This is a genomic window from Amycolatopsis sp. NPDC098790 (assembly GCF_044759945.1).
In the GTDB taxonomy this organism is placed as follows: Bacteria; Actinomycetota; Actinomycetes; order Mycobacteriales; family Pseudonocardiaceae; genus Amycolatopsis.
The window spans coordinates 42435-63318 of the sequence record NZ_JBIWAI010000006.1; the positions used below are offsets into that span (position 1 = coordinate 42435).

Genomic DNA, 20884 nt, shown 5'->3' on the forward strand with positions numbered 1-20884 from the left:
GCTGAGATCGGCTACCCCTCCACGATGCACCCTTGTTGACGGTCTGACAACACCTGGGCGGGCCTCTTTTCGGGTGGCTTCCCGGTATGCCGGACGTCGCTCGGGTTCGTGCCGCGGACCCGCTTGAACGCCGCGCTGAACGAGAACGCGTCCGCGTACCCGACAGCGCGCGCCACCTCCGCGACCGTCGCCGTCTCGCGCTCGGCCAGGAGATCCGCCGCGAGCGTCATGCGGTGGCGCGTCAGGTACGTCAGCGGCGGCTCCCCGACCAGCTCGCCGAACCGCTTCGCCAGCGTCGAGCGCGACACGCCGGTGCGGGCGGCCAGTGTGCCGACCGTCCACGGCGCCGCCGGTTCGGCGTGCAGGAGCCGCAGCGCGTGGCCGACCACCGCGTCGCGCTGGGCCGTCCACCACGCCGGGGGTGTGCCGCCGGGGCGGTCGAACCACTCGCGCAGCGTGCAGACGAGCATCCAGTCCAGCAGCCGGTCGAGCACCACCTGCTGGCCCGGCGCGTCGACGGCGACCTCGGCGGCGACGTGGTCCAGCACGGCGTCGCCGGTGCCGCCGCCGGCCACGCGCAGCACCACCGGCAGGGCGTCCAGCAGCCGGCGGCCGATCTCGCCGCGGACCGGGTAGGCGCCGGTGATCAGGGTCGTCGTGCCGGAGCCGGGGTCGTGCCAGCCGCGGCGGTGGCGGGTCCCGCCCTGCTCGGGAGCCGCGCAGAACTCGCCGCACGGCACGGGCTCGGCGCTCGTGCGGGGCTCGTCGACGAAGGTGAACGTCCCGGGGCCGCGTACGACGACCGTGTCGTACGCGCGCAGCGGTTCCGGCGGACCGTGGTCCGGCACTATCCAGCCGCCGCCCGTGAGGACGGTGCAGAGGGTGAGCGGCGCGCCGTCGACGAAGTGCAGCGCCCAGGGCGGGGAGAGGGTCGAGCTGCCGAAGAGCGAGCCGTGGGCCCGCAGGTCACCGAACGCGTCCACGTCCGCGAGGTTAGACGATCACGCAGGCATTCCGGAGCTTCGCCTATGGGATCGTCCGATCCGGTCGGGTTGACTGGGCGTCATGACTGAGTTGACGCCCGAGGACCTCGAGTTCCTCCGCCGGCCGCTGCACGGGTTCCTGACGGTGGCGGGAGCCGAGCCCCGCCCGGTCTGGTTCGAGGCGACGACCGGCGGCACGATCGAGCTGTTCACCGAACCGGACTCACCGAAGGTCAAGCGAGTGCGCCGCGACCCGCTGGCCTCGCTGGTGGTGGCGGCCCCGGTGGGGGAGCGCGAACGGTGGGTTTCGGTCACGGGCCGGGTTTCGCTCGAACCGGACGGGGCCCACGACCTGGCGAAGCGCCTGGCCTCCCGCTACTGGGACCTCGGCGACCCGGCCCGTGCCGCGGATCTCGAGGGAATCCTTGCGGTGGACCAGCTTCGTCTGGTGATCCACCCCGAGAAGGTGCGCCGCTACGCCTACTGACCCAGGTTGGCGGTGAAGTATTCGTCCAGCTTCGCGACGGCGGGGTCGATGTACTCGCGCTTGTCGTAGAGGTCGACGTGGCTCGCGCCCTCGATCCAGTGGATCTCCGCGGGTCCGGTGGCGCGCCGGTGGGCTTCGAGGCCCATCCACGCCGTGACCGCGCGCTCGCCGAGGATCTGCAGCACCGGGCGCGGGCCGATCAGCGGGACGGCGTGGAAGACGTCGCTCGCGGCCATCTTGTCGACGCTGTCCCAGGTGAGGAACTTCGCCGACCGCTCGTGGTACCCGCGGGCGCCGCAGTAGTACTCCCAGCCCTCGACGCCGTGCTGCCCGCCGAGCGCGCCGGCTTCCGCGACGGTTTCGGGGAACATCGTCAGGACGCCCGGGTCCTCACCGCGGGCGGCCGCGGTGCGCGCTCGTGCGGCGGCGTCGAGCAGGCCCTGGAAGACGGCCGGGTCCTGGGTGCCGTCGGCGCCGTAGCGGAACTGGCGGGCGGGTTCGGCGGTGCACACGGTGGCCACCGCCTTGACGCGGTGATCGCCTCCGGTGGCGGCGAGGGAGTAGCCGCCGGAGGCACAGATGCCCAGCAGCCCGATCCGGCCGGCGTCGGCCTCGGGCCGGGTGGTGAGGTAGGAGACGGCTGCCTTGAAGTCTTCGATCCGCTGGGCGGGGTCTTCGAGGCCGCGCGGCAGCCCGCCGGACTCGCCCTGGTGGGCGGCGTCGAACGCGAGGGTCACGAACCCGCGCTCGGCCATGAGCCGGGCGTACGTCCCGGAAGTCTGCTCCTTGACGCCGGTCCCGGGGTGACCGACGACGAGGGCCGGCCGCGGAGTGCCCGCGCCGTCGGGGAGGTAGAGGTGCGCGGCGATGTCGATGCCGGCGCTGGGGAAGGTGACGGTGGTCGGGGCCATGGGAACTCTCCTCGGTCGGTGGTGACTCCACCTTCGCCCGGGTTCGCGGGGCGGAAAAGCCGAGAATTCCTGCCTGGGAAGGATCCTGCCCAGGCACAGGGCGCGGCGGACGCTCCACACTGGAGCCATGACCACCTGGACCCCCGAAGACTTCGCCCTGCTCGACGACGCCTACTCGCTCGCCTTGACCGCCGGGGACCGCCCCGGACCCGGCGTCGAGATCGGCATGGCGGTCGTCGACGGCGGGTTGTACGTCCGCGCTTACCGCGGCGTCCGTTCGCGCTGGTACCGCGCGGCGCGCGAGCACGGCCACGGCCGGATCGAACTGGGCGGCGTCACCCGCGACGTCTCGTTCGCGACCGGTCTCGAACCGCCCGCCGGGCTCGACGCCGCCTTCGCCGGCAAGTACGGACCGGTGTCCGATGCCCTCGTCGCGAGCCCGCAGGCGCGGGCCGCGACCGTCCGGATCGACCCGGCGACGTGAAAAAGCCCGGCCACGCCCCGAAAGGCGTGGCCGGGCTCGGTGCGGGAGATCAGTCCCAGTCGAGCGCGCCGCCCGACTGGTACTCGATGACGCGGGTCTCGAAGAAGTTCTTCTCCTTCTTCAGGTCCATCGCCTCGGACATCCACGGGAACGGGTTCTCGGTCTCGCCGAAGATCGGGGCCAGCCCGATCTGCTGCGCGCGCCGGTCGGTGATGAAGTGCATGTACTGCTCGCACAGCTGCGCCGACAAGCCCAGCATGCCGCGCGGCATCGTGTCGCGGGCGTAGTTGACCTCGAGCTCGCACGCCTCCTTCAGCATGCCGCGCACCTCGGCCTGGAACTCCTCGGTCCACAGGTGCGGGTTCTCGATCTTGATCTGGTTGATGCAGTCGATGCCGAAGTTCAGGTGGATCGACTCGTCGCGCAGGATGTACTGGTACTGCTCGGCGATGCCGACCATCTTGTTCCGGCGGCCCAGCGACAGGATCTGCGCGAAGCCGGTGTAGAACCACATGCCCTCGAAGATCACGTAGAACGCGACGAGGTCACGCAGGAACGCCTGGTCGGCCTCCGGCGTCCCGGTCTCGAAGTCCGGGTTCTCGAGGTTCTGCGTGTACTTCAGCGCCCACGCGTCCTTGTCCGAAATGGACGGGACCTCGCGGTACATGTTGAACAGCTCGCCCTCGGCCAGGCCGAGGCTCTCGCAGATGTACTGGAAGGTGTGCGTGTGCACGGCTTCCTCGAACGCCTGGCGCAGCAGGTACTGGCGGCACTCGGGGTTGGTGATCTGCCGGTACACCGCGAGCACGATGTTGTTGGCCACCAACGACTCCGCGGTCGCGAAGAAGCCGAGGTTGCGCTTGAGCATCTGCCGCTCGTCCTCGGTGAGGCCGTCCGGCGACTTCCACAGCGCGATATCCGCCTGCATGGCGACCTCGGTCGGCATCCAGTGGTTGTTGCAGCCGGCGAGGTACTTCTCCCACGCCCACTTGTACTTCATCGGCAGCAGCTGGTTGACGTCGGCGCGCGCGTTGATCATGCGCTTGTCGTCGACGTTGATCCGGGCGGCGCCGACCTCGATCTCCCCGAGGCCGGTCGCGTCCGTCGTCTCCACGTTGGTCATGTTCGTCAAGTTCCTTACTGGCAGGCTTCGCAGTCGGGGTCGTCGATGCGGCAGGCGGCGCCTTCGGTGGCGACGAAGTCCACGTCGGGTGCCGGGGCCGGCGTCGGCGCGGGAGCGGGCGTCGGAGCCGGCGCCGGGGCGGCCGCCGCGGGAGCCGGGGCAGGGGTGGCCGAAACGGCGTTCAGCTTGCCGTCGGTGCCGCGCAGGGTGCTCTTCTCCACGTGCGTCGCGGACTGCGCCCGCAGGTAGTACGTGGTCTTGAGGCCCTTGTGCCACGCGTAGCGGTACAGCTCGTCGAGCTTGCGGCCGCTCGGCGCCGCGATGTACAGGTTCAGCGACTGCGCCTGGTCGATCCACTTCTGGCGCACCGAACCGGCGTCGACGATCCACTTCGACTCGATCTCGAACGCGGTCGCGTACAGCGCCTTCAGGTCGTCCGGCACGCGGTCGATCTGGCCCAGCGAGCCGTCGAAGTACTTGAGGTCGCTGACCATGACCTCGTCCCACAGCCCGCGCTCCTTGAGCGAGCGGACCAGGTGCGGGTTGACGACGGTGAAGTCGCCGGACATGTTCGACTTGACGAACAGGTTCTGGAACAGCGGCTCGATCGACTGCCCGACACCCGAGATGTTGGAGATCGTCGCGGTCGGCGCGATCGCCATCACGTTGGAGTTGCGCATGCCGACGGTCTTGACGCGCTCGCGCAGCGGCGCCCAGTCCAAAGTGGACGAGAGGTCGACGTCGAGGCCGTCACCCTGGCGCGCGTCGATGAGCAGCTGCATCGAGTCGATCGGCAGGATGCCCTTGCTCCACAGCGATCCCTCGAACGACTGGTACTGCCCGCGCTCCTCGGCGAGGTCGGTCGACGCCGAGATCGCGTAGTAGGAGAGGTGCTCCATGGAGACGTCGGCGAACTTGACGGCCTCTTCGGAGGCGAACGGGACGCCGATCTCGAACAGCGCGTCCTGGAAGCCCATGATGCCCAGGCCGACCGGGCGGTGGCGCAGGTTGGAGCGGCGCGCCTCCGGGATCGTGTAGAAGTTGATGTCGATCACGTTGTCCAGCATGCGGACGGCCGTGCGCACGGTCTTCTCGAGCCGCTTGGTGTCCAAACCGGACGGGGTGACGTGCTTGAGCAGGTTCACCGAGCCGAGGTTGCAGACCGCGACCTCGTCGGTGGTGGTGTTCAGCGTGATCTCGGTGCACAGGTTGGACGAGTGCACGACGCCGACGTGCTGCTGCGGCGAGCGCAGGTTGCACGGGTCCTTGAAGGTGATCCACGGGTGGCCGGTCTCGAACAGCATGGTCAGCATGCGGCGCCACAGCTCCACCGCGCGGATCCGGCGGAAGACCTTGATCTCGCCGCGGTCGGCCATCGCCTCGTACTCGCGGTAGCGGGCGGCGAACTCGTTGCCGTAGAGGTCGTGCAGGTCCGGCGTCTCGTTCGGCGAGAACAGCGTCCACTCGGCGTTGGCCTCGACGCGGCGGAGGAACTCGTCCGGCACCCAGTTCGCGGTGTTCATGTCGTGGGTGCGGCGGCGGTCGTCACCGGTGTTCTTGCGCAGGTCGAGGAACTCCTCGATGTCCACGTGCCAGGTCTCGAGGTACGCGCAGGCCGCGCCCTTGCGCTTGCCGCCCTGGTTGACCGCGACGGCGGTGTCGTTGGCGATCTTGAGGAACGGCACGACGCCCTGCGACTGGCCGTTCGTGCCCTTGATGTGCGCGCCGAGGCCGCGGACCGGGGTCCAGTCGTTGCCGAGGCCGCCCGAGTACTTGGCGAGCAGCGCGTTGTTCTTGTACGCCTGGAAGATCGAGTCCAGGTCGTCGTCCACGGTGGTCAGGAAGCAGGACGACAGCTGCGGGCGCGTGGTGCCCGAGTTGAACAGCGTCGGCGTGGACGCCATGAAGTGGAAGCTCGACAGCAGCTCGTAGAACTCGATCGCGCGGGCTTCGCGGTCGTCCTCGCGGATGGCCAGGCCCATGGCGACGCGCATGAAGAACGCCTGCGGCAGCTCGAAGCGGGTGCCGTCGTGGTGCTGGAAGTACCGGTCGTAGAGCGTCTGCAGGCCGAGGAACCCGAAGTCGAGGTCGCGCTCGGGCCGGATCGCGGCGGTGATCTTGTCGAGGTCGAAGCGCTGCAGTTCGGCGTCGACCAGCTCCAGCTCGATCGCGCGGCGCAGGTAGGCGCGGAAGTACGGCGCGTACTCGCTCGTCATCTCGTCCTGGCTGGCCTGGCGCGGCTTGCCCGCCAGGTAGCTCAGGGCCTCGCCGCGCAGCTTGTCCAGCAGCAGGCGGGCGGAGACGAAGGAGTAGTTCGGCTCCTGCTCGACGAGCACGCGGGCGGCCAGGACCTGGGCCAGGGCCAGCTCGTCGGCGCTGATGCCGTCGTAGAGGTTGCGCTTGGCCTCGGCCAGCACCGGCTCGGCCTCGACGTCGTCGAGCCCGGCGACGGCTTCGCCCACGACGTGGGACACGCGGGCCCAGTCGAGCGGGCGCAGGACGCCGTCGGCGCCCTTGACGTTCAGCGAGACCTCGGTGGCGGCGGGCTTGGCGGCCTCGCGGGCCTTGCTGCGCTCCTCGCGGTAGAGGACGTAGGCGCGGGCGACCTTGTGGTGCTCGCCGCGCATGAGGGCGAGCTCGACGATGTCCTGGATCTGCTCGATGTGCAGGGCGGTCTCGGGGCCGGCGTGGCGCAGCAGGGTGGTCTCGACCTGCTGGGTCAGCTCCGCGACGACGTGGTGCACGCGGGAGGACGCGGCGGCGTCGCCGCCCTCGACCGCGAGGAACGCCTTCGTCAGCGCGACCGAGATCTTCCCGGCGTCGAACGGCGACACGCTGCCGTCCCGCCGGATGACCCGGATCGCGGTGGGGGTGTCGGCGGCGGAGGGCCGCTGACCGGTTTCGACTGACATGCGTGTCTCCAAGTTTTCGGGCGCGTTCGATCGCCACACGGCGTCATGAGGCCGTGCGCTGCGGTTTCTTGAAAGCTGCCCGGCCACCCTCCGCAGCGGTCTCCCCGTCGCTGGGGGCTGCCGGTCACCAGAGACTACATGTAGGGGTCGGTCCCCGCGCGGGACCCTAAATGGCGTGTCGGAGCCCCTCACCCTGGCGGGTTACGTGATCACCCAGAGGTGCAGTTCAGGCGCCGTGGGCGCGCTTGCGGCGCGGTCCGGTGGGAAGGTGCGCGGGCCGACGACGTGAATGACTCATTCATGTCGTCTGGTGACATGAATGAGTCATTCACGTCATGCGGGCTGGGCTGGGCCGGGCCGGGCCGGGGGCAGGGCAGGCGGGGCGTCAGGCGCCGAAGCGGAGTTCCGACTTCGGGAGCTCCAGGCTCGCCACCGGGCGCCGGCCGTCGAGGTAGCCCAACGGGCCGTCCGGGTTGAAGCTCCAGTCCGCCGACGCCGGGCGCGGGCTGACCTTCGCGCCCACCGGGGTCCGGAGCAGACCGTCGCGCTCTTGAACCACCTCGAACGACGTCGGCACCTTCAGCGGCAGGCCGACCCGGCGCTTGAACGCCGCCGTCGCGATCCAGTCGTCGGCGGTCGCCGCCGTTGCCGTGAACGTGCGGTCGCCGGTGAAGTCCAGGTCCGCCAGGTCCTTCGGGATCGCCCACAGCTCGCGGCCGCCCGCCAGGGACGCCTCGCTGTCCACCCAGATCTCCGTGATCGAGCACGACACGCGCCGCGCCTTGATCGACACCGCGGCCAGCAGCTCGTGGTACGCCAGCTGCCCGGGCGGGGTGTAGTCGATCCACGCCGTGAACACCGACGCCATCCCGGCCACCACCAGGGGCTCCGCGGGCAGCGCGGGGAGAGCGGACGGCGGCACCCGCCAGACCGACACCCGGGCGTCGGCGGTCAGGTTCCAGGGCTGCGGCGGGTAAGCGGTCATTTCTCCAGCCAGGGCAGGTAGGCGGGCAGGTCCTTGTCGACGCGCATGCCGAATGCCGGCGGCCGCTTCTGCAGGAACGACATCACACCTTCGACGGCGTCCGGGCTCGCGCCCAGCCCGCCGATGAGGCGGGAGTCCAGTTCGTGCACCGGGTACGGGGACTCGGCGCTCGCCATCCGGTAGAGCAGCTGGCGGGTCACCGCGACCGACACCGGCGCCGTCGTCGAGACGATCTCGCGGGCCAGCGCGTACGCCTCTTCTAGCACCGTGCCGGCCGGGAAAACCTTGTGCACCAAGCCCTTTTCGAGAGCTTCGGCGGCGGGGAACACGCGGCCGCTGATCATCCAGTCCAAGGCCGTGCCCATCCCGACGAGCCGGGGGAGGAACCACGCCGACGCGCCTTCGGGGTAGATGCCGCGGCGCGTGAACACGAAGCCGAACCGCGAGTCCTCCGACGCGAGGCGGTAGTCGCACGACAGCGTGATCGTGACGCCGCCGCCGACCGCCGCGCCGTGCAGGGCCGCGATCACCGGCTTGTTCATCGCGAAGATCCGCTTCGAGCACCGGCCGGCGGGCTCCTGCCACGCCGCGTCCGGCCCGGTCGACGGGTCGAAGTCGAAGCCGCCCTGCGACAGGTCGGCACCGACGCAGAAGTCCTTGCCCGCCCCGGTCAGCACGACCACGCGGACGTCCTCGTCGCGGTCGGCGCGGTCCATCGCGGCGCCGAGCTCGTCGGCCATCCGGATCGTGTAGCCGTTGCGCGCCTCGGGGCGGTTCAGCGTCACCGTGGCGATCCGGTCCGCGACGGCGTAGGTGATCTCGGCGTAGTCGGCCATGCGAGGAAACTATTGCAGACCGGCACTACTGGCAAGATGTCAATAGTGGGTCCGCAGCGTCCGGAGCGAAACAATCAGGCGTGCTTGATTTTTCCGGCGGCCGGTGCGACGCTGGCAGCCAGGACGCAAGGAGGCGGGCGATGGCGGATCTCGGCGTGATCCTCGGGGATCTCGACGCGGAGACACGGACGATCGACGACGTGGTGGCGGACCTGCCCGCGTCGGACTGGGCGCGGGCCACCCCCGCCGAGGGGTGGACGATCGCGCACCAGATCGCGCACCTGGCCTGGACCGACCGGAAGGCCCTGATCGCGGCGGCCCACCCGGAGGACTGGCAGGCCGAGGTCGAGGAGCTGCTCAAGGCGGGGGAGACCTACGTCGACGACGGCGCCGCGGCCGGGGCCGAGCGGCCGCCCGAGGAGATCCTCGCGGACTGGCGGGAAGGCCGGGCCGCGCTCGCCGAAGCCCTCGCCGCCGTGCCGGACGGGCAGAAGCTGCCCTGGTACGGCCCGCCGATGAGCGCCGCCTCGATGGCGACCGCGCGGATGATGGAGACCTGGGCACACGGCCAGGACGTCTTCGACGCGCTCGGCCTGACCCGCGAGCCCACCGCTCGGCTGTGGCACATCGCCCGCTTCGGCACGCGCACCCGCGACTTCGCCTACCTGACCCACTCGCTCGCGCCGCCGGCCGAGGAGTTCCGCGTCGAACTGGCCGCGCCCGACGGCACCACCTGGGCGTTCGGTCCTGAAGACGCCGAGCAGCAGCTCACCGGCAGTGCGCTGGACTTCTGCCTGGTCGTCACGCAGCGGCGGCACCCGGCCGACACCGACCTCGTCGCGCACGGTGCCGACGTCGAGGAGTGGCTGACCATCGCGCAGGCCTTCGCGGGCCCGCCGGGGGACGGCCGGCAGCCGGGACAGTTCGCATGACCTACCGCATCGGCAACGCGTCCGGCTTCTACGGCGACCGGTTCTCGGCCGTCCGCGAGATGCTCACCGGCGGTCCCCTCGACGTCCTGACCGGCGACTACCTGGCCGAGCTGACCATGCTCATCCTCGGCCGCGACCGGATGAAGGACGCCAACCGCGGCTACGCCAAGACGTTCCTGCGCCAGATGGAGGAAAACCTCGGCCTGGCGCGGGAAAAAGGTGTGAAGATCGTCGCGAACGCGGGCGGGCTCAACCCCGCCGGACTCGCGGACGCGCTGCGCGAACTGGCGGCCAAGCTCGGCCTCGACGTCAAGATCGCGCACGTCGAAGGCGACGACCTCGTGGCCCGCGCGGACGAGCTGGACCTCGGGAAACCGTTGACGGCCAACGCTTACCTCGGCGCGTGGGGCATCGTCGAGTGCCTGAACGCGGGCGCGGACGTCGTCGTCACCGGCCGCGTCACCGACGCCTCGGTCATCGTCGGCCCGGCCGCGGCGCACTACGGCTGGGCCCGCGACGACTTCGACGCCCTCGCCGGCGCGGTCGCGGCCGGGCACGTCATCGAATGCGGCGCCCAGGCCACCGGCGGCAACTACGCCTTCTTCACCGAGCACTCCCTGGGCGTGCCCGGCTTCCCGATCGCCGAGATCGAGGCCGACGGGTCGAGCGTCATCACCAAGCACCCGGGCACCGGGGGAGTGGTGAACACCGGCACGGTCACCGCGCAGCTGCTGTACGAGATCACCGGCGCGCGGTACGCCGGACCCGACGTCACGACCCGGTTCGACACCCTGTCGCTCACCGAAGACGGGCCGGACCGCGTCCGCATCTCCGGCGTCCGCGGGGAAGCTCCGCCGCCGACGCTGAAGGTGGCGCTGAACACCCTCGGCGGGTTCCGGAACGAGACGACGTTCGTCCTCACCGGACTCGACGTCGAGGCGAAAGCCGCGCTGGTCAAGGAACAGCTCGAAGCGTCCTTGAAGGACCGGCCGCCCGCCGACGTCCGGTGGACCCTTGCCCGGACCGACCACGCCGACGCCGAAACCGAGCAGACGGCCAGCGCGCTGCTGCACGTCGCCGTCAAGGACGCCGACCCGAAGGTCGCGGGCCGCGCGTTCACCGGCGCCGCCGTCGAACTCGCCCTGGCGAGCTACCCCGGCTTCCACGTCACCGCGCCGCCGTCGGACGCCTCGCCGTACGGCGTCTACACGGCGGCCTATGTGGACGCCGCGAAGGTGCCGCACGTGGCCGTGCTGCCGGACGGCATGCGTGTCGACACAGCGCCGTCGGCGTCCACTCTGGATCTGTCCGATGTGGACGAGCCCGCGCTGCCCGAACCCCTGGACCACGGGCCGGTGCGCCGCGTGCCGCTGGGCACGATCGCCGGCGCCCGCAGCGGCGACAAGGGCGGCAACGCCAACCTCGGCGTCTGGGTGCGGTCCGAAGAGGCCTGGCGGTGGCTGGTGCACCGGCTGACCGTGGCCGAGTTCAAGCTGCTGCTGCCCGAAACCGCCGACCTGCCGGTGACCCGGTACCTGCTGCCGAACCTGTGGGCGATGAACTTCGTCGTCGAAGGCATCCTCGGCGAGGGTGTCGCGTCGCAGGCGCGGTTCGACCCGCAGGCCAAGGCCCTGGGTGAGTGGCTGCGCTCCCGCGAAATCGACGTCCCCGAGGTGCTCCTGTGACCGACCCCTTCCGGACGCCCGAACGTGCCGAGCTGCGCAAAACCGTGCGCAGGTTCGTCGAGCAGGAGGTCCTGCCCCACCTCGACGACTGGGAACGCGCCGGCGAGCTGCCGCGCGACCTGCATCGCAAAGCCGGTGAGCTGGGCCTGCTCGGCGTGGCCTTCCCCGAGGAGATCGGCGGCGGCGACGGCAACTACCTCGACGCGCTCGTCGTCGCCGAGGAGATGCACTACGCGGGCGGCTCCGGCGGGCTCTTCGCGTCGCTGTTCACCTGCGGTATCGCCGTCCCGCACATCGCCGAGGCGAACGACCCGGTCCAGCTCGAACGCTGGGTCCGCCCGACGCTGGCCGGGGACAAGATCGGTTCGCTCGCCGTGACCGAGCCCGACGGCGGCTCGGACGTCGCCGGGATCCGGACCACCGCCGTCCGCGAAGGCGACGAGTACGTCATCAACGGCGCCAAGACCTACATCACCTCCGGCTGCCGCGCGGACTTCGTGACGACGGTGGTGCGCACCGGCGGCGACGGCGCCCACGGGCTCTCGCTGATCGTCGTCGAGCGCGGAACACCCGGGTTCACCGTGTCCCGCAAGCTCGAGAAGATGGGCTGGCTCTGCTCCGACACCGCCGAACTGTCCTACGTGGACGTCCGCGTACCGGTCGAGAACCTCGTCGGCGCCGAGAACAGCGGCTTCGCGCAGGTGGCCACCCAGTTCGTCACCGAACGGCTTTCCCTCGCGGTGCAGGCGTACGCGCACGCCCAGCGGGCTCTCGACCTGACGCTCGACTGGTGCCGGCTGCGCGAGACGTTCGGCCGCCCGCTCATCTCGCGGCAGGTCGTGCAGCACAAGCTCACCGAGATGGCGCGGCGCGTGGACGTGGCCCGCACCTACACCCGGCAGGCCGCGATCCGGCACGTCTCGGGCGAAGAGGTCATCGCCGAAGCCTGTTTCGCCAAGAACACCGCCGTCGAGGCCGCCGAGTGGGTGGTCAACGAGGCCGTCCAGCTGCACGGCGGGCTCGGCTACATGCGGGAGTCCGAAGTGGAGCGCCACTACCGCGACGTCCGGATCCTCGGCATCGGCGGCGGCACCACCGAGATCCTCACCGGCCTGGCCGCGAAGCGATTGGGATACACCTCGTGACTACCTTGAGGTCCACAGTGGACACGCGGGCCGCCGAGTTCGGCGCGAACCGCGAGGCGATGCTGGAGAAGCTCGCCGAGATCGACACCGAGCAGGCCAAGGCCGTCGCCGGCGGCGGCGAGAAGTACGTCGAGCGCCACCGCAAGCGTGGCAAGCTGCTGGCCCGCGAGCGCGTCGAGCTGCTGCTCGACCAGGACTCGCCGTTCCTGGAGCTGTCGCCGCTGGCCGCGTGGGGCACCGACTACCGCGTCGGCGCGAGCCTGGTGACCGGCATCGGCGTCGTCGAAGGCGTCGAGTGCCTGATCTCGGCCAGCGACCCGACGGTCAAGGGTGGCGCGAGCAACCCGTGGACGACCAAGAAGTCCTTCCGGGCGGCGGACATCGCCGCGCAGAACCGGCTGCCGACGATCAACCTCGTCGAGTCCGGCGGCGCGGACCTGCCGACGCAGAAGGAGATCTTCATCCCCGGCGGCCGGATCTTCCGGGACATCACGCGCGCCTCGGCCGCGGGCTGCCCGACGGTCGCGCTGGTCTTCGGCAACTCCACCGCGGGCGGCGCGTACCTGCCGGGCATGTCGGACTACGTCGTGATGGTCAAGGAACGCGCCAAGGTGTTCCTCGGCGGGCCGCCGCTGGTCAAGATGGCGACCGGCGAGGAGTCCGACGACGAGTCGCTCGGCGGCGCCGAGATGCACGCGCGGACGTCCGGCCTGGCCGACTACCTGGCCGTCGACGAAGCCGACGCGATCCGCTTGGGCCGCAACATCATCAAGCGGCTCAACTGGACCAAGCAGGGGCCTTCTCCGAAGCCGGAGTACGCCGAGCCGCTGTACGACGCCGAGGACCTGCTCGGGATCGTGCCGACCGACCTCAAGGTGCCCTTCGACCCGCGCGAGGTCATCGCCCGCGTCGTCGACGGTTCCGACTTCGACGAGTTCAAGCCGCTCTACGGCTCTTCGCTCGTCACGGGCTGGGCGAGCATCCACGGCTACCCGGTCGGCGTGCTGGCCAACGCCCAGGGCGTGCTGTTCGGCGAGGAGTCGCAGAAGGCCGCGCAGTTCATCCAGCTGGCCAACCAGATCCACACGCCGCTGGTGTTCCTGCACAACACGACCGGCTACATGGTCGGCAAGGAGTACGAGCAGAGCGGCATCATCAAGCACGGCGCGATGATGATCAACGCCGTGTCGAACTCGAAGGTGCCGCACCTGTCCGTCCTCATGGGAGCGTCCTACGGCGCCGGCCACTACGGGATGTGCGGCCGCGCCTACGATCCCCGCTTCCTCTTCGCGTGGCCGAGCGCCAAGTCCGCGGTGATGGGACCGGCGCAGCTGGCCGGCGTGCTGTCCATCGTGGCCCGCGCGGCGGCCGAAAGCCGTGGCCAGGAGTACAACGAGGAACACGACAAGGCCATGCGCGCCATGGTGGAAGGCCAGATCGAAGCCGAGTCGATGCCGATGTTCCTATCCGGCATGCTCTACGACGACGGCATCATCGACCCGCGCGACACCCGTACCGTGCTGGGCCTGAGCCTGTCCGCCATCCACAATGGACCAGTGAAGGGCGCCGAGGGCTTCGGCGTCTTCCGGATGTGAGCGAGCGATGATCCAGAACCTGCTGGTCGCCAACCGCGGCGAGATCGCCCGCCGCGTCTTCCGCACCTGCCGCGACACCGGCATCGGCACGGTCGCGGTGTTCTCCGACGCCGATGCCGCCGCGCCTCATGTCTCGGAAGCCGACGCGGCCGTCCGGCTCCCCGGCAACGCGCCTTCGGAGACCTATCTGCGGGCCGAGCTGCTGGTCAAGGCCGCGGCCGAAACCGGCGCCGACGCCGTCCACCCCGGCTACGGCTTTCTCTCCGAGAACGCCGCGTTCGCCCGCGCCGTGCTCGACGCCGGGCTGACGTGGGTCGGGCCGCCGCCGGAAGCCATCGAGACGATGGGCTCCAAAGTGGAGTCCAAGCGGCTGATGGCCGCGGCCGGCGTCCCGGTGCTGTCCGAACTGGACCCGGACTCGGTCACTTCCGAGGACTTGCCGTTGCTGGTCAAGGCCTCCGCCGGTGGTGGCGGCCGCGGGATGCGCGTGGTCCGCTCCCTCGACGAGCTGGCCGAGGCGGTGGAAGGCGCGAGTGCGGAGGCCGGGTCCGCGTTCGGCGACCCGACCGTCTTCTGCGAGCGGTACCTGGAGACCGGGCGCCACATCGAGGTCCAGGTCCTGGCCGACCAGCACGGCACGGTGTGGGCGGTGGGGGAGCGGGAGTGCTCGATCCAGCGCCGGCACCAGAAGGTCGTGGAAGAGGCGCCGTCGCCGTTCGTCGACGCCGCCATGCGCGAGGAGCTGTTCGACGCCGCGCGCAAGGCCGCCCAGGCGATCGACTACGTCGGCGCGGGCACGGTCGAGTTCCTCGCCGCTCCCGACGGCCGGTTCTACTTCCTCGAGATGAACACGCGGCTGCAGGTCGAGCACCCGGTCACCGAGAACGTCACCGGCCTCGACCTCGTCGCACTGCAGCTGCGGATCGCCGAGGGCGAGCGCCTCCCGGCCGATCCGCCGCCGACCGCCGGGCACTCCATCGAGGTCCGGCTCTACGCCGAAGACCCCGCCGCGGGCTGGCAGCCGCAGAGCGGCACGCTCCACACGTTCGAAGTGCCGGACGTCGACCGGTCGTTCACCCACGGCCCCGGGCTCCGGCTGGACTCCGGTTTCGAGACCGGCTCGGTGGTGGGCGTCCACTACGACCCGATGCTGGCCAAGGTGATCACGTGGGCGCCGACCCGGGCCGAAGCCGCCCGGCGGCTCGCGAAGGCCTTGGCCGCGTCGAAGATCCACGGCGTGGTCACCAACCGCGACCTGCTGGTGAACATCCTGCGCCACGAGGCTTTCCTGGCCGGGGAGACCGACACGGCGTTCTTCGACCGGCACGGTCTCGACACCCTCGCCGCACCGCTGGCCACTGTGGACACCGAGCGGCTCTCCGCGCTGGCCGCCGCACTGGCGGACGCGGCGGGCAACCGGGCGACGGCGACCACGCAAGGCAGGCTGCCCAGCGGCTGGCGCAACGTCCGCTCGGCCGGGCAGCGCAAGGTCTTCACGGTGGCCGACCGCGAGCACGAGGTGGTCTACTCGCTGACCCGCAACGGTCTCCGCGCGGACGGCTTCGAGGCCGAACTGGTGTCGAACGAGCCGGGCCGGGTCGTCCTGGACGTCGCCGGGGTGTGGCGCACGTTCGGCGTCGCCCGCCACGACGGTGTGTCCTATGTGGACTCCGCGCTCGGCTCGGTGGCGCTCGAGGCCGAACCGCGGTTCGCCGACCCGGACGCCGCCCTCGCGGCGGGGTCGCTGGTCGCGCCGATGCCGGGCACCGTGGTGCGGCTCGCCGTGCAGGCCGGGGACCCGGTCAAGGCCGGCGATCCGTTGCTGTGGCTCGAAGCGATGAAGATGGAACACCGGATCGCCGCCCCCGCCGACGGTGTGGTCGCGGAACTGCCGGTGACGGTCGGACAGCAGGTCGAAGTGGGCACGATCCTCGCGGTGGTGGGAGAAGCAGAATGAACGCGATGAACTTCATCGAGCCGGAGGAGCGGATCGCGCTCCGCAAGGCCGTCGCCGAACTGGGCACCAAGTACGGGCACGAGTACTACGCGAAGAAAGCCCGCGCGGACGAGAAGACGCACGAACTCTGGGACGAGGCCGGCCGGCTCGGCTACCTCGGCGTCAACATCCCCGAGGAGTACGGCGGCGGGGGCGCGGGCATCGCCGACCTCGCCGCGGTGCTCGAAGAACTCGCCGCCGCGGGCTCGCCGTTGCTGCTGATGGTCGTCTCGCCGGCCATCTGCGGCACCGTGATCTCCCGCTTCGGCACCGAAGACCAGAAGAGGCAGTGGCTGCCCGGCATCGCCGACGGCAGCAAGCGGATGGTCTTCGCGATCACCGAACCGGACGCCGGGTCGAACTCGCACAAGATCACCACCACCGCCAAGCGCGACGGTGACGGCTGGGTCCTCAGTGGACGCAAGGTCTACATCTCCGGCGTCGACGAGGCCGACGCGGTGCTCGTCGTCGGCCGCATGGAGGACTCGAAGACCGGCAAGCTCAAGCCCGCGCTGTTCATCCTGCCGACCGGCACCGAGGGCTTCGAGTACACGAAGATCCCGATGGACATCATCGCGCCGGAGAACCAGTTCTCGCTGTTCCTCGACGACGTCAAGCTGCCGGCCGAAGCACTGGTGGGCGAGGAGGACGCGGCCATCGCGCAGCTGTTCGCGGGCCTCAACCCGGAACGCATCATGGGTGCGTCGTTCTCCCTCGGCATCGCCCGGTACGCGCTTTCGAAGGCCGTCTCCTACGCCAACCAGCGGCAGGTCTGGGGGACGCCGATCGGCGCCCACCAGGGCCTCGCGCACCCGCTCGCCGAGATCAAGATCGAGCTGGAGCTGGCCAAGCTGATGACGCAGAAGGCGGCGTCGCTCTACGACTCCGGCGACGACTTCGGCGCGGGCGAGTCGGCCAACATGGCCAAGTACGCCGCCGCCGAGGTGGCGATCCGCGCGACCGACCAGGCCGTGCAGACCCACGGCGGCAACGGGCTCGCCACCGAGTACGGCCTCGGCACGCTGGTCACGGCGGTGCGCCTGGGCCGGATCGCGCCGGTCAGCCGCGAGATGGTGCTCAACTTCGTCGGCCAGCACAGCCTCGGTCTCCCGAAGTCCTACTAGGAGAGTCGCTATGTCTACATTGGACGGCAAGACGATCCTGATGTCCGGCGGCAGCCGCGGCATCGGCGAGGCGATCGCGCTCCGGGCGGCGAAGGACGGCGCGAACGTCGCACTGCTGGCGAAGACGGCCGAGCCGCACCCGAAGCTGCCCGGCACGATCTACACGGCGGCGGAGGCGATCGAGAAGGCGGGCGGCCACGCGCTGCCGATTCTCGGCGACGTCCGTGACGACGACGGCGTCGCGGCCGCGGTGGCGAAGACGGCTGAGCAGTTCGGCGGCATCGACATCGTCGTGAACAACGCCAGCGCGATCGACCTGACGCCGACCGACCAGGTCAGCATGAAGCGCTACGACCTGATGCAGGACATCAACGCGCGCGGCACGTTCCTGCTGTCCAAACTGGCCATTCCCCATCTGAAGAAGTCGGCGAACGCGCACATCCTGACGCTGTCACCGCCGATCAGCCTCGACGAGAAGTGGTTCACCGCGGGCCACCTCGCGTACAGCATCGCGAAGTACTCGATGAGCCTGGTGACGGTCGGGCTCGCGGCGGAGCTGAAGAAGGACGGCATCGCGGCGAACTCGCTGTGGCCGCGCACGACGATCGACACCGCGGCGATCCGCAACGTCGTCGGCGCGGAACTGGCGTCCCGCAGCCGGACGCCGGAGATCATGGCCGACGCGGCGTACGCGGTTCTGACCAAGCCGAGCCGGGAGGTCACGGGGAACTTCTTCCTCGACGACGAGGTGCTGCGGGCCGAGGGCGTCACCGACTTCGCGAAGTACCGCGTCGGCGACACCGCGGAGGAAGACCTGCAGCTCGACTTCTGGGTCGAACCGGCTTGACCGGCGTCCGCGAACCCCAGCAGGAACGCAGCCGCACCACGCGGCGGCGGCTGATCGAGGCCGCGCTCGACGGGTTCGCCGAGCGCGGCTGGCACGGCGTCACGGTGGCCGGCATAGCCGAGCGCGCCGGCGTCTCCCGAGGCGCGGCCCAGCACCACTTCCCCACACGCGAGGACCTGGTGGTGGCGGCGGTGGACCTGCTCGGCCAGGCCCAGATCGACGAGCTGCGCGCACAGGCGGCCGACTTGCCGAGCGGCCCGTCGCGCACCGAGCGCGTGGTGGAGATGGTGCTGAACCTCTACACCGGACCGCTGTTCCGCGCGGCGTTGCAGCTGTGGGCGGTAGCGGCGACGGACGAAGCGCTGCGGGACGTACTGGTGCCCCTCGAAGCCCGGGTCGGCCGCGAGGCGCACCGGGTGGCGGTGGAACTGCTCGGCGTCGACGAGTCCCGTCAGGGCGTCCGCGAGCTGGTCCAGGCCACTCTCGACCTGGGCCGCGGACTGGGCTTGGCGAACCTGCTCACGGACGACGCACGCCGCCGCAAGCAGATCATCAGGGAGTGGGCACGGACGCTGGAGCTGCGCCTCGGCTGAGCCGGTCGAGGGCGGCCCGGCTCGCCTCGTCGGCGGCGCGGTGGATGACGAGCAGCTGGTCCGGGTCCTGAACCGGCCGGAGCGTCTCGAACTGCAGGGTGAGGACGCCGGCCTCGGGATGCCGCACGACCTTGACCCCGCGCCCGTTGACCTTGACGTCCTGCTCGGCCCAGAGCCGCGCGAACTCCGCGTTCCCGGCGGTCAGTTCGGCGATGAGATCGGACAGCGCGGTGTCGTCCGGATGCGCGGCCCACGCGGCGCGCAGGTGAGCGATCCCTTCCCGCACCACGGTTTCCCGGTCGACGTAGAACTCGCGCACCCGCGGGTGCATCAGGCAAAGCCACATGGCGTTGCGCCGAGCCGGCGGCAGCGTGCCGAAGTCCACGAGCAGCCGGGCCATTTCGGGGTTCCAGGCCAGGACGTCGTAGCGGTGGTTGAGCAGCATGGCCGGAAGCGGCGACAGGTCCGTGACGAGCTGGGCCAACGGCGGCGTCGCAGCAGTGGCGACCTTGCCGTCATCACGCGGACGCTGCCGGGTCAGATCGAAGAGGTAGGCGCGTTCGTCGGGGCCCAGCCGCAGCGCCCCGGCAAGGGCTTCGACGACATCCGCCGACGGCCGCAACCCGCGAGCCTGTTCCAGCCGGACGACGTAGTCGACGCTGATCCCGGCAAGTTCGGCAACGTCCTCGCGGCGCAACCCAGGCGTCCGCCGACGCGGCGGCAGCCCGAAGTCCCGCGGATCGAGGCGTTCCCGCCGAGCCCGCAGGAAGGCGCCCAGCTCCGCGGTAGGGGTGGTCATGATCGTTGCAACAGCGAAGGTGGGACTCGTGTTCCCAGGAAGTCCTTTCCCTTAACGCCGTCCCGCCGCGAGCGGAGACTCACCGTTCATGGCATTGACACTGGACACGTACCGCCTGCTGGGCCGCTCCGGGCTGAGGGTTTCCCCACTGGCCCTGGGCACGGCGACATTCGGCACCGAATGGGGCTGGGGAGCGGAGAAGGAGGAGGCCCGCAAGCTGTTCGACACGTACATCGACCGCGGCGGCAACTTCATCGACACGGCGAACACGTACACCGACGGAAGTTCCGAGCGCCTGCTGGGCGAGTTCGCCCGCGACCACCGCGAAAGCCTGGTGCTGGCGACGAAGTACACAACGCTGCGCCGGCCGGGCGACCCGAATTCCTCGGGAGCGCACCGCAAGAGCTTGGTGGCATCGGTGGACGCCAGCCTGCGCCGGCTGGGCACGGACTACATCGACGTGCTGTCCCTGCACGTGTGGGACTTCACGACCCCGGTCGAGGAGATCCTGCGAGGTCTGGACGACCTGGTCGGCAGGGGAAAGGTGCTGTACGTGGGGATCTCGAACGCACCGGCGTGGGAGATTTCCCGCATGCAGGCAATCGCCGACCTGCGCGGCTGGACACCACTGGTGGCCCTGCAGGTCGAGTACAACTTGATCAACCGAGCAGCGGAACGAGACCTGATCCCGATGGCCCGAACAATGGGCCTGGGGGTGACGCCGTACTCACCCTTGGCGGGCGGATTGCTGACGGGCAAGTACCGAGCCGACGCCGGTTCGAGCGCGCGAGAGAGCTTCAACGCCGGGTTGGGAATGGTCACGGACCGAAACCTGGCGATAGCCGACGTGGTGAAGAAGGTAGCCGAGGAGCAAGGGCGCAAGCCGGCACAGATCGGGCTGGCCTGGCTGCTCCGAAACCCGGGAGTGACGGCCCCGATCATCGGCGCCCGAACCCCAGCCCAACTGGAGGACAACCTGGGAGCACTGGAGGTAGAGCTGACCGAAGCCCAGGTGAGCAGGCTGGAGGAAGCAAGCACGATCAACCTGGGCTACCCCCACGACCTACTGGCCGGAGACCACATCCAAAAGGTGATGAGGGGAGAGCTGAAGCTCGAGCCCCGCAGCTAAGGCGAGAGAAGTCGCCTCGGGACCCCGAGAGAAGTGCTGGGTGGTCATCCCGTCGCCTGAGGCCGGTAAATCACTTTGAGCCAGGCCCGCAACCCACAGACCAAGGCGAGAGAACAGCAAGACCTTGCGGGCCTGGCTCAAAGTGATAGGCCTCGTCCAGGCGACGGGATGACCACCCAGCAACCCACCCGCCAGAGCAGGACGAAGTCGCAAAGAGAGGCCATCCCAGAGCCTGCCCGCCCGGCGAGGGCAGGTTTTCGAAGGGCCACGCAAGGCGAGGGTCTTTTGTGACCACTCAAGGCAACGGTCTGTTGCGAC

General features: G+C 70.2%; 18 protein-coding genes. 11 read left to right on the forward strand and 7 right to left on the reverse strand.

Features of this window, described 5'->3' with window-relative positions; all coding sequences use genetic code 11:
* Positions 1-11: 11 nt before the first annotated feature.
* On the reverse strand, positions 12-983 hold the full coding sequence (locus ACIQWX_RS37440) for an AraC family transcriptional regulator (RefSeq protein WP_400881529.1): 972 nt from the start codon (positions 981-983) through the stop codon (positions 12-14).
* Positions 984-1065: 82 nt separating this feature from the next.
* Here ACIQWX_RS37440 and ACIQWX_RS37445 point away from each other — a divergent pair, with 82 nt between their 5' ends.
* Complete coding sequence (locus tag ACIQWX_RS37445; protein WP_400881531.1) at positions 1066-1470, forward strand: pyridoxamine 5'-phosphate oxidase family protein; 405 nt, start codon at positions 1066-1068, stop codon at positions 1468-1470.
* On the opposite strand, the gene ACIQWX_RS37450 is transcribed toward ACIQWX_RS37445, so the two are convergent.
* Positions 1464-2381 (reverse strand): alpha/beta hydrolase, encoded by a 918-nt coding sequence (locus tag ACIQWX_RS37450; protein WP_400881533.1) that lies wholly within the window; start codon positions 2379-2381, stop codon positions 1464-1466. The genes ACIQWX_RS37445 and ACIQWX_RS37450 overlap by 7 nt on opposite strands.
* A 127-nt stretch (positions 2382-2508) precedes the next feature.
* Here ACIQWX_RS37450 and ACIQWX_RS37455 point away from each other — a divergent pair, with 127 nt between their 5' ends.
* Positions 2509-2865 carry a DUF2255 family protein gene (locus tag ACIQWX_RS37455; RefSeq protein ID WP_400881535.1) on the forward strand — a complete coding sequence of 119 codons (357 nt, stop codon included), beginning with the start codon at positions 2509-2511 and terminating at the stop codon, positions 2863-2865.
* A gap of 49 nt (positions 2866-2914) precedes the next feature.
* Here the strand turns inward: ACIQWX_RS37455 and ACIQWX_RS37460 are convergent, their stop codons facing one another.
* The 4 genes from ACIQWX_RS37460 to ACIQWX_RS37475 all read right to left on the reverse strand — a co-directional run bounded on the left by ACIQWX_RS37460 (position 2915) and on the right by ACIQWX_RS37475 (position 8721).
* The gene (locus ACIQWX_RS37460) at positions 2915-3988 is read right to left on the reverse strand and encodes a ribonucleotide-diphosphate reductase subunit beta (RefSeq protein WP_400881537.1); all 1074 of its coding nucleotides are present in this window, start codon (positions 3986-3988) and stop codon (positions 2915-2917) included.
* Between the two features lie 14 nt (positions 3989-4002).
* On the reverse strand, positions 4003-6900 hold the full coding sequence (locus ACIQWX_RS37465) for a ribonucleoside-diphosphate reductase subunit alpha (protein WP_400881539.1): 2898 nt from the start codon (positions 6898-6900) through the stop codon (positions 4003-4005).
* A 385-nt stretch (positions 6901-7285) separates the two neighbouring features.
* Entirely contained in the window at positions 7286-7885 is a 600-nt protein-coding gene (locus ACIQWX_RS37470) for an acetoacetate decarboxylase family protein (RefSeq protein WP_400881541.1), read from the reverse strand.
* Entirely contained in the window at positions 7882-8721 is an 840-nt protein-coding gene (locus ACIQWX_RS37475) for an enoyl-CoA hydratase-related protein (RefSeq protein WP_400881543.1), read from the reverse strand. The genes ACIQWX_RS37470 and ACIQWX_RS37475 overlap by 4 nt, the downstream gene beginning before the upstream one ends.
* Positions 8722-8861: 140 nt before the next feature.
* Between ACIQWX_RS37475 and ACIQWX_RS37480 the strand changes: the two genes are divergently transcribed.
* From ACIQWX_RS37480 to ACIQWX_RS37515, 8 genes are read left to right on the forward strand one after another with little or no spacing between them, the layout of a single operon-like run.
* Positions 8862-9653 (forward strand): TIGR03084 family metal-binding protein, encoded by a 792-nt coding sequence (locus ACIQWX_RS37480; protein ID WP_400881545.1) that lies wholly within the window; start codon positions 8862-8864, stop codon positions 9651-9653.
* Positions 9650-11338: an acyclic terpene utilization AtuA family protein gene (locus ACIQWX_RS37485; protein WP_400881547.1), complete on the forward strand. Its 1689-nt coding sequence runs from the start codon at positions 9650-9652 to the stop codon at positions 11336-11338. The genes ACIQWX_RS37480 and ACIQWX_RS37485 overlap by 4 nt, the downstream gene beginning before the upstream one ends.
* Positions 11335-12483, forward strand: coding sequence for an acyl-CoA dehydrogenase family protein (locus ACIQWX_RS37490; protein WP_400881549.1), 1149 nt, complete (start codon positions 11335-11337; stop codon positions 12481-12483). The genes ACIQWX_RS37485 and ACIQWX_RS37490 overlap by 4 nt, the downstream gene beginning before the upstream one ends.
* Complete coding sequence (locus ACIQWX_RS37495) at positions 12480-14078, forward strand: acyl-CoA carboxylase subunit beta (RefSeq protein ID WP_400881551.1); 1599 nt, start codon at positions 12480-12482, stop codon at positions 14076-14078. The genes ACIQWX_RS37490 and ACIQWX_RS37495 overlap by 4 nt, the downstream gene beginning before the upstream one ends.
* A gap of 7 nt (positions 14079-14085) precedes the next feature.
* Complete coding sequence (locus tag ACIQWX_RS37500) at positions 14086-16035, forward strand: acetyl/propionyl/methylcrotonyl-CoA carboxylase subunit alpha (RefSeq protein ID WP_400881553.1); 1950 nt, start codon at positions 14086-14088, stop codon at positions 16033-16035.
* On the forward strand, positions 16032-17198 hold the full coding sequence (locus ACIQWX_RS37505) for an acyl-CoA dehydrogenase family protein (protein ID WP_400881555.1): 1167 nt from the start codon (positions 16032-16034) through the stop codon (positions 17196-17198). The genes ACIQWX_RS37500 and ACIQWX_RS37505 overlap by 4 nt, the downstream gene beginning before the upstream one ends.
* Positions 17199-17208: 10 nt before the next feature.
* Positions 17209-18045, forward strand: coding sequence for an SDR family oxidoreductase (locus ACIQWX_RS37510; RefSeq protein ID WP_400881556.1), 837 nt, complete (start codon positions 17209-17211; stop codon positions 18043-18045).
* Positions 18042-18638, forward strand: a complete 597-nt coding sequence (locus ACIQWX_RS37515) for a TetR/AcrR family transcriptional regulator (RefSeq protein WP_400881558.1) — start codon at positions 18042-18044, stop codon at positions 18636-18638. The genes ACIQWX_RS37510 and ACIQWX_RS37515 overlap by 4 nt, the downstream gene beginning before the upstream one ends.
* On the opposite strand, the gene ACIQWX_RS37520 is transcribed toward ACIQWX_RS37515, so the two are convergent.
* Complete coding sequence (locus ACIQWX_RS37520) at positions 18598-19437, reverse strand: helix-turn-helix transcriptional regulator (protein WP_400881560.1); 840 nt, start codon at positions 19435-19437, stop codon at positions 18598-18600. The two genes, ACIQWX_RS37515 and ACIQWX_RS37520, sit on opposite strands and share 41 nt — an antisense overlap.
* 88 nt (positions 19438-19525) lie before the next feature.
* Between ACIQWX_RS37520 and ACIQWX_RS37525 the strand changes: the two genes are divergently transcribed.
* Positions 19526-20566 carry an aldo/keto reductase gene (locus ACIQWX_RS37525; RefSeq protein WP_400881562.1) on the forward strand — a complete coding sequence of 347 codons (1041 nt, stop codon included), beginning with the start codon at positions 19526-19528 and terminating at the stop codon, positions 20564-20566.
* The last annotated feature ends 318 nt before the right edge of the window (positions 20567-20884 follow it).

Excerpts from the sequence above, each read along its gene's own strand:
- ACIQWX_RS37445 (WP_400881531.1), top strand. The coding sequence starts at position 1,066 with ATGACTGAGTTGACGCCCGAGGACCTCGAGTTCCTCCGCCGGCCGCTG.
- ACIQWX_RS37450 (WP_400881533.1), bottom strand. The coding sequence starts at position 2,381 with ATGGCCCCGACCACCGTCACCTTCCCCAGCGCCGGCATCGACATCGCC.
- ACIQWX_RS37455 (WP_400881535.1), top strand. The coding sequence starts at position 2,509 with ATGACCACCTGGACCCCCGAAGACTTCGCCCTGCTCGACGACGCCTAC.
- ACIQWX_RS37460 (WP_400881537.1), bottom strand. The coding sequence starts at position 3,988 with ATGACCAACGTGGAGACGACGGACGCGACCGGCCTCGGGGAGATCGAG.
- ACIQWX_RS37465 (WP_400881539.1), bottom strand. The coding sequence starts at position 6,900 with ATGTCAGTCGAAACCGGTCAGCGGCCCTCCGCCGCCGACACCCCCACC.
- ACIQWX_RS37470 (WP_400881541.1), bottom strand. The coding sequence starts at position 7,885 with ATGACCGCTTACCCGCCGCAGCCCTGGAACCTGACCGCCGACGCCCGG.
- ACIQWX_RS37475 (WP_400881543.1), bottom strand. The coding sequence starts at position 8,721 with ATGGCCGACTACGCCGAGATCACCTACGCCGTCGCGGACCGGATCGCC.
- ACIQWX_RS37480 (WP_400881545.1), top strand. The coding sequence starts at position 8,862 with ATGGCGGATCTCGGCGTGATCCTCGGGGATCTCGACGCGGAGACACGG.
- ACIQWX_RS37485 (WP_400881547.1), top strand. The coding sequence starts at position 9,650 with ATGACCTACCGCATCGGCAACGCGTCCGGCTTCTACGGCGACCGGTTC.
- ACIQWX_RS37500 (WP_400881553.1), top strand. The coding sequence starts at position 14,086 with ATGATCCAGAACCTGCTGGTCGCCAACCGCGGCGAGATCGCCCGCCGC.
- ACIQWX_RS37505 (WP_400881555.1), top strand. The coding sequence starts at position 16,032 with ATGAACGCGATGAACTTCATCGAGCCGGAGGAGCGGATCGCGCTCCGC.
- ACIQWX_RS37510 (WP_400881556.1), top strand. The coding sequence starts at position 17,209 with ATGTCTACATTGGACGGCAAGACGATCCTGATGTCCGGCGGCAGCCGC.
- ACIQWX_RS37520 (WP_400881560.1), bottom strand. The coding sequence starts at position 19,437 with ATGACCACCCCTACCGCGGAGCTGGGCGCCTTCCTGCGGGCTCGGCGG.
- ACIQWX_RS37525 (WP_400881562.1), top strand. The coding sequence starts at position 19,526 with ATGGCATTGACACTGGACACGTACCGCCTGCTGGGCCGCTCCGGGCTG.